Source organism: Pontiella desulfatans, from assembly GCF_900890425.1.
In the GTDB taxonomy this organism is placed as follows: domain Bacteria; phylum Verrucomicrobiota; class Kiritimatiellia; order Kiritimatiellales; family Pontiellaceae; genus Pontiella; species Pontiella desulfatans.
This window is the reverse complement of sequence record NZ_CAAHFG010000003.1, coordinates 1,030,835-1,044,329: the sequence shown is the minus strand read 5'-3', so window position 1 is coordinate 1,044,329 and position 13,495 is coordinate 1,030,835. Positions and strand designations below refer to the sequence as shown.

At 52.4% G+C, this 13,495-nt stretch carries 9 protein-coding genes; 4 read left to right on the top strand and 5 right to left on the bottom strand.

The window, feature by feature from the left end; translation table 11 throughout:
* Positions 1–50: 50 nt before the first annotated feature.
* The 3 genes from E9954_RS24815 to E9954_RS24805 all read right to left on the bottom strand — a co-directional run bounded on the left by E9954_RS24815 (position 51) and on the right by E9954_RS24805 (position 5,532).
* On the bottom strand, positions 51–2,240 hold the full coding sequence (locus E9954_RS24815; protein WP_136081956.1) for an Ig-like domain-containing protein: 2,190 nt from the start codon (positions 2,238–2,240) through the stop codon (positions 51–53).
* Between the two features lie 324 nt (positions 2,241–2,564).
* The gene (locus E9954_RS24810) at positions 2,565–3,347 is read right to left on the bottom strand and encodes a response regulator (RefSeq protein WP_136081955.1); all 783 of its coding nucleotides are present in this window, start codon (positions 3,345–3,347) and stop codon (positions 2,565–2,567) included.
* Positions 3,334–5,532, bottom strand: coding sequence for a sensor histidine kinase (locus E9954_RS24805; protein WP_168442585.1), 2,199 nt, complete (start codon positions 5,530–5,532; stop codon positions 3,334–3,336). The genes E9954_RS24810 and E9954_RS24805 overlap by 14 nt, the downstream gene beginning before the upstream one ends.
* A gap of 319 nt (positions 5,533–5,851) precedes the next feature.
* Between E9954_RS24805 and E9954_RS32755 the strand changes: the two genes are divergently transcribed.
* The 4 genes from E9954_RS32755 (at position 5,852) to E9954_RS24790 (ending at position 9,656) form a co-directional block, all read left to right on the top strand.
* Positions 5,852–5,998 carry a hypothetical protein gene (locus E9954_RS32755; RefSeq protein WP_168442574.1) on the top strand — a complete coding sequence of 49 codons (147 nt, stop codon included), beginning with the start codon at positions 5,852–5,854 and terminating at the stop codon, positions 5,996–5,998.
* Between the two features lie 585 nt (positions 5,999–6,583).
* Entirely contained in the window at positions 6,584–7,177 is a 594-nt protein-coding gene (locus tag E9954_RS24800) for a type IV toxin-antitoxin system AbiEi family antitoxin domain-containing protein (protein WP_136081953.1), read from the top strand.
* Complete coding sequence (locus tag E9954_RS24795; protein WP_136081952.1) at positions 7,174–8,094, top strand: nucleotidyl transferase AbiEii/AbiGii toxin family protein; 921 nt, start codon at positions 7,174–7,176, stop codon at positions 8,092–8,094. The genes E9954_RS24800 and E9954_RS24795 overlap by 4 nt, the downstream gene beginning before the upstream one ends.
* Before the next feature lie 441 nt (positions 8,095–8,535).
* Positions 8,536–9,656, top strand: a protein-coding gene (locus tag E9954_RS24790; protein WP_407947718.1) for an IS3 family transposase whose coding sequence is annotated in 2 segments (ribosomal slippage) — positions 8,536–8,799 and positions 8,802–9,656 — 1,119 coding nt in all. Because the reading frame shifts where the segments join, the coding sequence is not laid out codon by codon here.
* A 577-nt stretch (positions 9,657–10,233) separates the two neighbouring features.
* Here E9954_RS24790 and E9954_RS24785 read toward each other — a convergent pair.
* Both E9954_RS24785 and E9954_RS24780 read right to left on the bottom strand, forming a co-directional pair.
* On the bottom strand, positions 10,234–12,060 hold the full coding sequence (locus E9954_RS24785; protein ID WP_136081951.1) for a sulfatase-like hydrolase/transferase: 1,827 nt from the start codon (positions 12,058–12,060) through the stop codon (positions 10,234–10,236).
* Between the two features lie 3 nt (positions 12,061–12,063).
* Positions 12,064–13,494 (bottom strand): sulfatase, encoded by a 1,431-nt coding sequence (locus E9954_RS24780; RefSeq protein WP_136081950.1) that lies wholly within the window; start codon positions 13,492–13,494, stop codon positions 12,064–12,066.
* Position 13,495 lies beyond the last annotated feature (1 nt).

Sequence of the window (13,495 nt, the reverse complement as noted above, 5' to 3'; positions counted from 1 at the left end):
GTTAATCCCCGCCGACAAAGCGGCGGAAAACATTCCGTTAATCTAGATTCCTACTGCTGCTCAACAACCAGTCTAATGAACTTCTGGGCGTCAGTCGTCGGGATGGCATTCGTAACATAATCAAATGTGCCCCCCGTTATGTTGGTGCCTGTTACGGTGTAGCCGACATTGGTCCAACCCGGCGCATTGACAAGATCACCGTCGAGCTCCAGGTAGTATGTCAGGGAACTGTCATCCGTGCGCTGTGCATGGATGTATTCCATACCTCCGGAACCATTTCCAAAAGTCGGCAACGCACCATCCGCAACGGCATTGGGGTCGACCGTATTGGTCGGATCAAGACCCAGACCATATTCATAGAGATTGCTCAGACCATCTTCATCATCGTCGCCCTCCGGCCCGTAAACCAATTCATAAGAGGAGGCCCATACTGCATATGGATTGGCCAGATCTTCAGCGAAGAACACGCCCAGGTTATCGACGCGCTGCGTTCGGGATTTACCGGTGGAATAGATCTGGATGACCACATCGCCAATTCCTCCATAAGAGAAATCGATGGTGTGGTTCTTACCGTCGTCACCCGCTCCATAGGTCTGGGTCACGAGCAGATTCGTGACCGCATCGCCGGTCGGCACGACCACGAAATTCGACCCGTCCGCCGGAGCAGTAGTAGTGTCTTCCACCTGCATGCCGTAACTTCCACTATTCGCGGATGTTTCCCAAATCTTAATGACCAAGCTTCCCTGATTCCGGAATGTATAGTCGAAATTCAGTAAATAATCGCCTGCTCCATCCGAGAACTCGTCTGCTCCAAGCGCAATTGCGGCGCCCCGGTTCCGGTCATCGGCCTGGTTACGGGAATACACCTTCAGTTCCATTGAGGTTCCTGAATCAATGATATCGGCACCATTGCCGTCGGCACCGATCCATTCATTCGTCGTAACATCGGTAGGTACATAGGCAATACCATCGGCCCCCGCATCGGTCAGAGACGCCGTCTCGAAATTCTCCGACCATATTGCAGGCGGATTCACGGTAATGGACAGTGTGCCGGTGCTCGCCAGCAAGCCGTCGCTGATCTCCACCTGCCACTCGGCCGCCCCCAAATTTTCACCTGTGGGCGTACCGGTCAGCGTGCCATTTGTACTGATCTGCAGCCAGTCCGCCCCGAAACCCGTATAACCCACCTTGGCGAAGGTGATCGGGTCACCCTGGTTGTCGAAGACGTCCACACTCATCGATTCGCTGTAGGCCAGGTCGACGAAGGCAAACTTCTTTAAAATCGGATCTGAAGTGAATACCGGGGGATTGTTCAGGGTATCAGTCACGGTGATTTCGAGATCGACGCCGTCGTAGCCGCCATTTCCATCGGTCACCCAGATTTCGAACCGGTTAAGTCCATCTGCTCCGTTAGGCGGAGTTCCCGAAAGGGAGCCGTCGGAGGCAACAACCAGCCAGTCTGGGCCGAAAACCTTGTAATAGGAAATTGTATCCGGATCGACATCCGTCGCCGTGCCGGCAATGGTGTCGCTGTAGGCCGCCCCCTCCGCTCCCGCCGCCAGATTGGTGATAGAATCGGCGGAAAAGACCGGTGCATTGTTGGCGGCTGCCACATCCACGCTGATATCATCAATTTTAAGAAGACTCTGGACGTCAACCCAGCGTTGCATGGCCCCCAGCATCAGAACCACATCGCCACTGCCGTCATAGGAAAAGACAACCTGATTGGTGGTGCCGGCAACGAGCTTGGCCTGAGTCAGCAGCGTGGCCGAGGCATCACCGACAGCATTCACATCGAGCCAGACATTCTTCAAATTCATTTTCGTATCCAGCCGGTAGCTATTGGTTCCGCCGGAACCGATATCGGCATCATAAATACTTACGCCCAATGCCCCGACACTGTTCGAATCCGAAAGAACCGCGACTTCAACGGCGTAGGTGCCGGCGGAAGAGAACAGGCTGCCATCCAATGAAATGCCGGCCCCCTCGGTATCACCCACATTGGATCCACCATCGCTTCTTAACTGGAGAACCAGGTTGGTCACACCTTCCACAACATTTGAGACATTCGAAGCCTTGGTATGAATCCATTGCCCGGTCGACCACTCATTGGTGATCTCACCGAATCCATCTTCATTCAGCACCGGAGCCGGATCAAAATCTTCCGACCAGATCTGCGCCGAAGCCAGCCCAGCCATTAAAACCGAAGCAATCAAAATATAACCTGTTTTCCTCATCATGTACCTCCTTGTTGTCGGACTATTATGCGTGTTTTGTACTCATTTCTGCCTGCAATGATCCCCACCAGAAGTGCATGGATCTCATTACCAGCAAACAACCCTTTGATTTACTACAGGGTCAACAAACTAGCACCGTGGGTCAAAAATGCGTTAACCCGTACCCGACAAAAGACAGACCATTACGCGACAAAAACCGCCGGAAGGCTTTTCATATTATCTCATACGAAATGGCGGGGGACGCAGCAGGGTATCCATTTAGCAGCCGCCGAGGCCCAGCGGAGAATGATTCTATGATTCCAGAGCGATCCGGAACTGTGGATATGATTATTCCTGCCCGCGATCACGCAGCTGCGAGGGGGAGATACCGAACACCTGTTTAAAGCTGCGGCTGAAATGAGTCGGCTCCCGATAGCCTACCTGAAAGGCAACCTCCGAAATACTGAGCTCCCCCGTACGTAACAGTAGATGTGCCTCTCGCATGCGGATAGAACGGATAAATTCCCGAGGAGTCTGATCCGTCAAGACCTTCAGCTTGCGTTGCAGGGTACGACTGTTCAGATTCATCGTCTGCGCCAGCTCTTCGACCCCAAAAGCGGAATCGTCTATATGCTGAAGGATCAGTTCGACGGCACGGTTCACGAGCGGATCCTCAAAAGGAGCTGGAGAGGTCTCCCTCAACCCGCCGTCCCTCCATTGGCGCATCATGCGTTCGCGAAAATTCCGGCGGGATTCCAGCAGATTGTTAACTCGCATCTTCAAAATCGGTATGGAGAACGGTTTGGTTATATAGTCGTTAGCACCGACCTCCAGTCCTTCGACCTGCTCGCTTTCCTTGTCACGGGCCGTCAGCATCACAACCGGGATGTGGTTGGTAAGTTCATTGCCCTTGAGTGCGCTGCACAGCTCGATCCCGGACATAACGGGCATCATAATGTCGGCGATGACCAGATCCGGCAGGTGCAGCAGCGCCAGTTCCAGCCCTTCGCGGCCATTCGAGGCCGTCAGAATCTCATAGTCGTCTTCGAGTTCAGTCTCGAGGACCATTCGCAGGTCCGGATTATCCTCGACCACTAAAACCTGCTCCGAATGTTCCTTATGCTTTTTCATTATTCACCTGCCCTGCTAACGCAAAACTCACCACAAACCTCGTTCCCCGCCCATCGGCCACGGGGCTTTCCACCCGTACAGTACCGGACATGAGCTCAACCAGTTCCTGAACCAGTGCCAGCCCGATCCCGGAACCGGGCACATGCGCCGAAACCGCCGATTCCGCGCGGAAGTGCTGCTCAAAAATATGAGAAAGATCCTCCTCCGAAATACCCGGCCCGGTATCTTCGACGGAACAAACCAGATTTTGTTTGTCCATGGAAAGTCCGATCAGAACACGCCCGCCTGCCGGGGTATACTTGAGTGCATTGCCGGTCAGGTTACCCAACACCCGTTTAAGTGCATGCGGATCCGTACAAACAGAGGCGTGTTCCATTTTCGGCTCAAATACAAGTTCTATATCCTGACCGGAAGCCAGCGGCATCAATGAGTCCACGATCCCGCCAACCAGTTTCACCACATCCACCTGCCGGGTTTCGATGCGCATCTTCCCGTCGTGAATCCGACGCAGCTCAAGAATCTGCTCCACCAATTGCTGCAGCTCACCGACATTTCTGAGTGCCATACTCAGGTAGTCTTTCAGTTTTTGATCCGAAACCGCCTTGATCGCGCGCTCGATCGGCGCCTGGATCACCGATAGCGGTGTTCGAAGTTCATGCGAAATATGGGTAAAAAAGCGAAGTTTCAACTGCTCCAATTCGGTCTGATGATGCTCCTCTGCAAGACGAAGCCGGAGCTTCTGGAGACTGATTCGCCGCGAGACGATAGCAACCGCCAACGCCATTAAAATCGCCGCCGCCAGCACGATCCACAAACGGCGCAAAAACATCTCCCATTGCGCCCCAAGCTCAGCTTCCTTCGCAACAGCACGTTGCAATTCAGCATTTAGTCGGTATTGCCGGTCGATTATCCCAAACCAGTCCCGCATTGACAGGACGGAGCGTCCCCCGACCAGCCCATCCACCAGCCGTGAAGCGATCTCCTGCGCCCCCGCGGGGAAGCCGAGCAGATGTATGTCTTTTATGGCCAGGAGTTCGTTTCTCTGGTGTACAACGATCTCACCCAGCCCCAAAAAATTCCGTCCATCTTGTTCTGCAAGATCGTTGAATTTAAGCAGCAGCCAACGACCCTTCTGAGAGTAGAGGGGAATGCGGACCATATTGTCGCCGGGATTGCCTTTGTCCCATAAATAGGGAGTCCGCCGGCCAATCATTTCTCTGGACTCCGGCAATGAATCGACCATGAAAAATTCCACTTCCCCGGGGAAACCGAAGCCGGGAACCACGCCCCCATCCGGTGCCTTTGGAGGGAACAGCGAAACCCATCCCACCCACCGGGCTCTTCCCAAATGAAGCGCAATGATAAGCGGTGACTCAGGTTCATTATTCAACTCCGTGATAAAATCATGATCTGCATCAAAAGCCGGGTTCTGCACAGCAGCACCCAGCGGCATACCGAGACCGGTCTTTTGATCAATCAGGTAATCCCTGCTCCAATACGGCTTTGACTCAAAAGATCGGCTGACCTCCACCTGCTCGGCACTCCAAATGTTATCATTTGAAACACCAATAACTTCACCCATGGCAAAATATTCTTTTTCGCCCTCCACCGCCCCCTGATAAACCTCGATACGGATTATTGCTCCGCCCGGTTCATCCAGCTTTATCCGGCGCGGTACATAGTCGTTATCCGGCGCATCTCTTTCCAGAAACTCCGACACCGGGGAAACAGTGCCATCTGACAGAACGACCGATACACGGAAACGTCGGGGAAAGCCGTAGGATCGTATTCCGCTAAAGCGCGGGTCTATCGCCGGAACCAGAAAAATATGCTCCAGCTCGGCTTTCTCCCCAAACTGCACGTCCACGGTCCATCGAGGCTCTTCCGGAAGCTCTTCCAGCACGGGGAGATATCCCCCATGGAAACCGTAGCTGTCGATCTGGCGTGATTCCGAGAAAGCAGGCAGCCCGGCAAGCTCCTCACGCAGCCGGTCCGATTCTTCCATCAGCTCGCGGCGTTCCCGCGGGATCCTCCAGATAATCGGCTGCTTATCGGGCGCAGCAAGCACCTCGTTCTCAGAATCCAAAGAAGCCGCGTACAGCGAAACGGGCCAGGCCAACAAAGCGGCCATAGCCAAAACGATGCGTCTTAGCATCACGTCCAATCTGGAAGATACGCTGTTCATTTGCATACATGTGTTACAGAAACGAATTCCATCCAACACTCTTTCCCATTTTCTCTTGTGAAACGCTCTTCATGGCAGTTGTGACGTGCCCCCACATACGAATCCCATTTTCTATGTTAGGATTTGTGCTAAGTCAATCCTGGCGGGGAGAGCCGATCTGCGGCTACCGCGCATATGAAGATCTCTATGTCTCTGTCCGGGAGGGGCGTTCCCTTGACTTTATCCTGCCGTCGGACCCGCGTTGCTGCGCCCACCGCAATCTGCATGACAGCGTTACCTTTCGCCCTACTGCTTCGGCAACGAGGCGGAAACCTCCCGCTTGCCGGCCGAGGATCTGATGCTGCAGCATCGGGGCGTATTGGAAACGCTGGAACTGAAGCAGGCCCGTCCAGAGGACATCTTCCTGCTGAACCGACTGGCCAAGCTACTGATGGAAACAATCGAAGGCTTCCTCTCGAGGAACTGACTTTTTTGCCCGCCATTACGGGATCTACGGATCGGCATCGTGCTTGCCGTTGATTCCCCCGCGTTGGGTGCGGCCAAAATCTTTGCCACTTCTTTGCCACTTCTTTGGTCAAAGATCGGGTTTTTGCGTAAAATATCAGGGGCTATCAAGGAGAGGGACGAAGCGCAAAATATGTACCAAACCCCTGTAAACATTGGACAAGATGAAACAAAAGAGTGGTGGGTCCGGAGGGGCTTGAACACCCCGACCAAGAGATTAACAAGCTCAAATCCGAGAGTCACTGAAAACCATTATTGATCCGACACCCCTTCCAAAAGCTTCAATGCTTTTCTATTGTCGCTTTCCAGTTTTTTGAAATGGCAGTTCGCAATACGGCGGCGGCTTCTGCGGGCGGGGCTACCCCGAACGTAAGCATGCTGGGCATGTTGCGTTGGAGGGCTTGTTTTAACTGGGCGCGCTGGGGTTTGAAATAGTACTCCATAACGATCTCAACCGCGGCCGTCATCATCACTTAAATTTAAGCAAAACCAATGTTTGCTAATCCAAGTTACTTGTGATTATATACCTTGGAAACGGAAAATCATAATGAAGCGAACAGAACAGATACTGAAACTGGCAGACCAGAGGGGAATTATCCGTCCGCGTGATGTAGAGGCCGTCGGAATCCCGCGTGCTTACCTTTCAATGCTGTGTAAATCCGGCCAGCTTGAAAGACGATCAAGGGGGCTGTATGCACGCACCGATGCGCCAATCACCCAGAACTACGAACTGCAAGAAGTCGCCAAGCGCATTCCCAGCGCCGTATTCTGTCTGCTGTCGGCCCTGTCCTTTCACAACATCGGAACCCAAAGCCCACATGTCATCTGGATCAGTGTTCCCAAAAGCACATGGAAGCCGACCGTCGAATACCCGCTTAATCTCACCTATGTCACAGGAACCGCCTACTCGTTCGGCATACAGGAACATATTGAAAACGGGGTACCTCTAAAGGTCTACAGTCCGGCAAAAACCGTCGCGGATTGTTTTAAATTCCGCAACAAAATCGGCATGGATGTAGCCCTCGAAGCTCTTAAAGAAGTCTGGAGGGATCGAAAAGCCACTGCCGATGAACTGGTCGAAGCCGCAAAAGCCTGCCGTATGTATAATGTAATGCGCCCTTACATGGAGGCCATTGTATGAGCAACCCCACTCCCAGCAACCTTGCTCACTCCGTTTTCCAACGCCTGCGCAATTATGCAAAAGAGCATGGAGAAAACTTCAACCGTCTGCTTTCCCGCTATGCCATGGAGCGCTTTCTTTACCGGCTTTCAAAATCGGAGCATTCGGAAAATTTCGTCCTGAAAGGCGCCCTTCTTTTCATGGTCTGGGAACCGGACTATGGCCGGCGCAGCACCAAAGACATCGATCTGCTCGGCTTCACGGAAAACTCGCTGGACAACCTGACAGCCATCGTCCAAGAGATTTGCAAGACCCATGTTGAAGGGGACGGTATCGAATTTGACAGCGACAACATTCGGGCGGAACGGATTAAAGAAGATGCCGACTATGAAGGCGTCCGGATTCGGGGGTTTGCATTTATCGGGCAAAGTCGCATTCCAATACAAATCGACATCGGATTCGGCGATGCGTTGGTTCCCGGTGCTATTGAGGCAACCGTACCCACCCTGCTGGACTTCCCTGCTCCGGAACTGCGGTGCTATCACCAACTGACCGTAATCGCCGAAAAATTTGAGGCGATGATCAAACTGGGCGAGCTCAACAGCCGCATGAAAGATTTTTACGATGTCTGGAATATCATCCAGCATGAGGAAATTGCCGGAGAAGAACTGCAAAAAGCCTGTGTTGCCACCTTTGAACAGCGCGAAACCCCGCTCGACCTGAACCCTCGTTTCTTTTTAGAAGAATTCCCGGAATCATTCGGGAAAGAAGAACAATGGGCCGCCTTTGTCCGCAAGCAGGAACTTGAGGACATCGCTCCAGCCAGCTTTCGAGAAGTAATCCGTATTCTTCACGGTTTCTTCCGTCCAATGGTAGAAGCCCAACTATCCGGCGAGCCGTTTTCTTCAACATGGGCGTCCTCGGGCCAATGGCAGTAGAGAGCATGTAATATTTTACGCAGCTTCCGCGAAAAAGAGAAGGCTCCGGAAATGTCACTGGTGCTCTGAAACACCGGTGTTTCGATCAACGCCTGGAGCCTTTTGACAACCTCTGTGGGAGCAATACCCATAAACCCGTATGAAAGATGCTATATATTGGAACCAATATATCTGACTCTATTGCTTTATCCGCTGAGCTGACAGGTTCAAATCGGAGAGTGGTCATTCCGGAATACCAGAGGCATGAGACCACTGTCCATTTTCTGGATATGGATCTCGCCGTATTCATCATCGGCGTTTCCCGCGAACGAATTCTCAGAAACTCTCAATTCATCAAAAATGGCTCTGTAAAACTTCGGGGGATGCGCTTAACCCCGATTTTCGGACCACCGGCTTAAGTGGAACCTGCGTCCTCAACATGGTACAAAAGGACGCATGGAAATGGGAAGAAAACGAAGAACATTCACGGACAAGTTCAAGGCCAAGGTGGCGATTGAGGCCATCAAGGGCGTGAAGACATTGGCGGAGCTGGCATCGGAATATCAGGTCCATCCGAACCAGATTTCGGATTGGAAGAAGCAGTTGCTTTCGAATGCGCCGGATCTTTTTGCATCGGGGAAAAAGAAGCAGGCTCAAACGGAAGAAGAGCTTACGGCTCCACTTTACGAAGAGATCGGGCGTCTGAAGATGGACGTGAAGTGGCTCGAAAAAAAGCTATGAGCCTGCCGCTTTCAACGCGCCGCAGCTGGGTGGAGCCCGGCACCGATTATTCGGTTCGGCGGCAGTGTAGGCTCGCAGGCGTCCCCAGATCGGGCTTCTACTACGACCCCGCCCCGGAAACGCCGGAGAACCTGCTTCTGATGCGTTTGATCGACGAGCAGTATCTCCGGCATCCGGAGTTCGGCTATCCACGCATGACGGACTGGTTGCGTGATCAAGACTATGATGTCAATCACAAGCGGGTCGCCCGCCTCATGCAGCTGATGGGGATTCAGGCCATCACGCCCGGTCCGCACACGAGCAAGCCCGCCCCGAGGCACAAGATCTACCCTTATTTGCTGCGCAATGTGGACATCGAACGGGTGAACCAGGTTTGGAGTACGGACATCACCTACATCCCGATGCGGCATGGATACATGTACCTGACCGCCGTAATCGACTGGTACAGCCGCTATGTGCTCGCCTGGGAGCTCTCAAGCACCATGGAGAGCACGTTCTGCGTTGATGCGCTGGAGCGTGCGCTGACGCAGGGGAATCCGGAGATATTCAACACCGACCAAGGAAGCCAGTTCACCTCGAACGCCTTCACCGGTGTCCTGTTAAACGAGAACATCACCATCAGCATGGACGGGCGAGGCCGGGCGTTGGACAACGTATTCATCGAACGACTGTGGTGGTCGGTGAAGTATGAGAAAATCTATCCCGCATGCTATGCCGACGGGCATGCGTTGCATCGGGGCCTTGACAGCTATTTTAAATATTACAACCACGAGAGGAAGCACAGCGCTCTGGACAAACGCACCCCCGCCGAGGTATTCATGGAAGGAGCAGTCAGAACATGATCGCAAGTGATGCCGTCGCTGCGCTCCGCCCTCGGCCCTCCGGGCCGCCCCTTCGGGGACGGGCTCCGCTCCGCGACGGCATCATGGAAGGGCGGCTCGTTGGCCGCCAGAACACGGAACAGGGAACCGCAGGTTCCACCTTAAGTTCACCGATCCGTGGTTTAAGATTGGGGGTAGGCGCAGGAAACTTCGGGTTTTGCCCAGCAAAACTCACCGTTTTTCAGAAAGTTGCACCGCTTATTGACACCCAGACACATTCATGTATCATATTGATTACAAGGTTGATAAAGAAACGACATGCAACGCGCTTCATGGTTTAAATGCAGCTTAAAGTGGATGGTAATGCGAACTTAGAATTCCAAAAGTTAACATTCGCTATAGCAATGGGTTGCAACAAAAAAGTGCGGAAGCGGGTCAATATGACCCGTTTTTCGCTTTTTGAACAACCGTCTTGATCGGCACTCCTTACAGGATGGTAATGCGAACTTAGGCCCTTCCGCAACCCCAGTTTCCCGAACAGGATTTCGAACCTCTCCATCCGGATTCTTTCCGTGGACTAGTTATCGCAGTTACTTTCCTATTTCAGGCTCTCTTCCAGCTCTTTACGGGTCAATTGACCATCGCCATTTGCATCGCGTGCAGCGAAGTATTCTTTCTGTTTGGCTTCGTTGAAGGAATCGCCTTTTTTAACGGCAGACTTTTTGTTCCAGGTCAGCCATTCGCCTTCGGTGACTATGCCATCTTTATTGGTATCCAATGTGCCGAACCAGTTCCATTTCTTTTTCGGTTTTGATGAAACGGTCTGCTGAGTCGGTGTTTTTCGGTCAAGCGGGCCGGTGATTTCCAGTATCTGCTGATGTAGTTTTTTCTTGATCGCAGCATGTTCCGGCGAACCGGCCAGGTTGGTCCATTCACGCGGATCGCTTTCATGATCATAGAGCTCTTCAACCCCATCAAAGTAGCGGATATAGCGCCAACGTTCGGTGCGGTAGCTCCAGTGCTGATTTTTGAGCATATTTTTATCTTCTGAGGAGAACCCTTTGTTCAGCTCGCCGACATAAATCATGGAAAGCGCCCCTTCCGGTCCCTCCCAGGTACGACTCTGGGGATTTTCCAGGAACGGACGAACACTATATCCATCCAATGGAGCCCCGTTTTTATTTTTGCGGGTTTCTTTCGGAAGGCCGCAGAGATCTACGAGGGTCGGGTAAAGATCGATCAGCGAAACCGGATGCTCTGCAACTCGTCCGGCTTTTGCCACACCCGGCGCACGTACAACCAACGGCACTCGACAGCTTTCCTCCCAGGGAGAGTTTTTAAATAGATAATCCTTCTGCCCCATCTGCCAACCATGATCAGAAGTAACGACAATAATGGTGTTGTCCTTGTATGGACTGTTATCAATGGCCTCAACAACGTCACCAATACACTCATCAACAGCGGCTACACAGGCTAGATATGCCTGGGTAAAGGTTTTAATGGCCCGTTCCTTATCCCCATCATAGGAGTCCATCAGGGTCTTGTAATAGCGTAGGCCCTTATGCCCGGGATCGAAAATTTCACGATAGTGCGTATCGTCCGCATCGCCATCCTTAATCAGCGGCATCTCAAGTTCATCCAGCGGGAACATTTCAAAATATTTTTTCGCCACATGCAGCGGAGTGTGCGGACGGATAAAACCTACGCCTAGAAAGAATGGCTGGTCTCCATCCTGTTTTGAAAATGATTCAATCTGATTCACCGCCCACTCTGCATTCATTTCATCGGGAGTCAGATCGGTTTCAGGATTAAACCTTTTCAGTTTACTCCAGTCCCCATAGATCCAGCCGGATCCCGGTTTGTCCTCGTCCGCATAAGGAATATCTTCAAGCGCCCCCCAGGATCCATCGACAGAACCGATATCCCAGAACGGCTTCGGCACGCCCGGATGGGCCACCCGTTTTTCACCGTCATACGCCATCGGGCCATAGTCGGCTTTATACTTGAACTCGCTCCACTCATCGGGCTTTCCATGATGCATCATTTTGCCGGAACCGACCACGTGATAGCCGTTCTGCTTAAAATGATCCATCAGACTGCGGGAGTTCTTCAGTACTGGATTCTGAAACCATTTATTCCAGAAAAGATTGCCGGATGTATGGCCATAAATACCGGTAAGAAAACTCGAACGGGATGGTGCACAGACTGGATGGTTTGAATAGGCTCTCCTGAACGCCACACCGGAAGAAGCCAGTTTTTCCATATGGGGTGTGAGGGTTTGCGGATGCCCCGCCTGCCCCTGAATCCCGGTGATATAATCATTAAGATCATCACAGACAATGAGAACCACATTCGGCCGTTCCGCTGCGGACACCACGCCAACCAGCCCCCCCAGGACCATGGCTTTTAATGACTTATTCATCATCAATTAGTTTCCTTTGTTTTTCGGTTCTAGTTTTTTGTCGGCGCTGTATGGAATGCTCCACCCCTCGAGGCCCTCCATAATAATCGGCACTTCCTGTTGTGGAAGTTTGGCGGAAAGTCTGGTCTTCACATCGGCATATTCCGGGTTATTGGCCAGATTGGTCCATTCATCGGGGTCTTTGGTATGATCATATAACTCTTCGCCGCCATCATAGTAACGGGTATAGCGCCAGTCGCGGGTTCGCACGGTATAGTTTCCCCTGCCCCAGGTGCAAATGGCCTGACCCTCGACGGGCGCGGATGGATCCTTCAGCTGAGGAACCAGACTGAACCCATCGGCTTTTTCAGGCACGTCCAGGTCGGAAATTTCCGCCAGTGTGCGGTAGACGTTAATCAGCGAAACACCATCCTGCACTTCCCTGCCCGCAACCGCTTTCTTTTCACGGGCATCCCAGAAGATGAACGGCACCCGGGTGGTCTCTTCCCACAGGGCAAATTTACGGAAGTGTTTTTTCTCGCCCATGCCATAGCCATGATCCGACCATAGAACCACCACGGTGTTATCCGCATAAGGACTTTCTTCCAGCGCATCGATCAGACGACCCACATTGAAATCGGCCCAGGAGACACACGCCAGATAGGCTCTGCGCACTTTATTCCAGGCCTTATCCTTTTTGAATTTATTATCATCCCCCACTTTCGCCATGGCCTTTCCAACCTTTGGAATATCCGAATGGTCGGTCGGGTTGATTCGCGGGGGCTCCACCTCCATGGGATACAGATCGAAAAACTGTTTCGGCGCCGTGAAAGGCAGGTGGGGACGAACAATGCCCACGGCCAGGAAGAACGGTTGTTCATGTTCACGACTCAGCACATCCACACCGAACGAAGTATTCTTATAATCCGTATGATCTTCAAGAGGGTTCAGCGTAGGGGAAAACCGCATCTTACCTTTCTTACCCTGAATATACCCTTCAACATCATCAAACTTCAGCGGATTGGTTTTCGGCGGCTCATGAAATTCTGTCCATTCTGCATCCGTAGGTTCACGACGATGGTGAATCTTTCCCGATCCATAGGTGTTGTACCCATTGTTTTTGAACAGCTCCGGCAACGACGTATAGCCCTCCAGCACTTCGTTGGAAAAACCTTCCTGATCATAAAAAGCATACAGCCCGGAATTAAACGGCTCCGCGCCATAGAGCAAGGCATTCCGGCTTGGAGAACATCCCGGAGCTGAACAGTGCGCATTCGTGAAATTCACCCCCTTCTTCGCCAGACGATCCATACTCGGGGTTTGCGCCTGCGGATGGCCGCCGAGAAACCCAGTCCAGTCATTCATATCATCGATGGCAATGAAGAGAATATTCGGTCGCTCCGAGGCCAGGACCACAGTGATGCTGCAGGAGAATAGTAAAATCAAAATCGCTTTCATA

Excerpts from the sequence above, each read along its gene's own strand:
- E9954_RS24815 (WP_136081956.1), bottom strand. The coding sequence starts at position 2,240 with ATGATGAGGAAAACAGGTTATATTTTGATTGCTTCGGTTTTAATGGCT.
- E9954_RS24810 (WP_136081955.1), bottom strand. The coding sequence starts at position 3,347 with ATGAAAAAGCATAAGGAACATTCGGAGCAGGTTTTAGTGGTCGAGGAT.
- E9954_RS24805 (WP_168442585.1), bottom strand. The coding sequence starts at position 5,532 with ATGAACAGCGTATCTTCCAGATTGGACGTGATGCTAAGACGCATCGTT.
- E9954_RS24800 (WP_136081953.1), top strand. The coding sequence starts at position 6,584 with ATGAAGCGAACAGAACAGATACTGAAACTGGCAGACCAGAGGGGAATT.
- E9954_RS24795 (WP_136081952.1), top strand. The coding sequence starts at position 7,174 with ATGAGCAACCCCACTCCCAGCAACCTTGCTCACTCCGTTTTCCAACGC.
- E9954_RS24785 (WP_136081951.1), bottom strand. The coding sequence starts at position 12,060 with ATGATGAATAAGTCATTAAAAGCCATGGTCCTGGGGGGGCTGGTTGGC.
- E9954_RS24780 (WP_136081950.1), bottom strand. The coding sequence starts at position 13,494 with ATGAAAGCGATTTTGATTTTACTATTCTCCTGCAGCATCACTGTGGTC.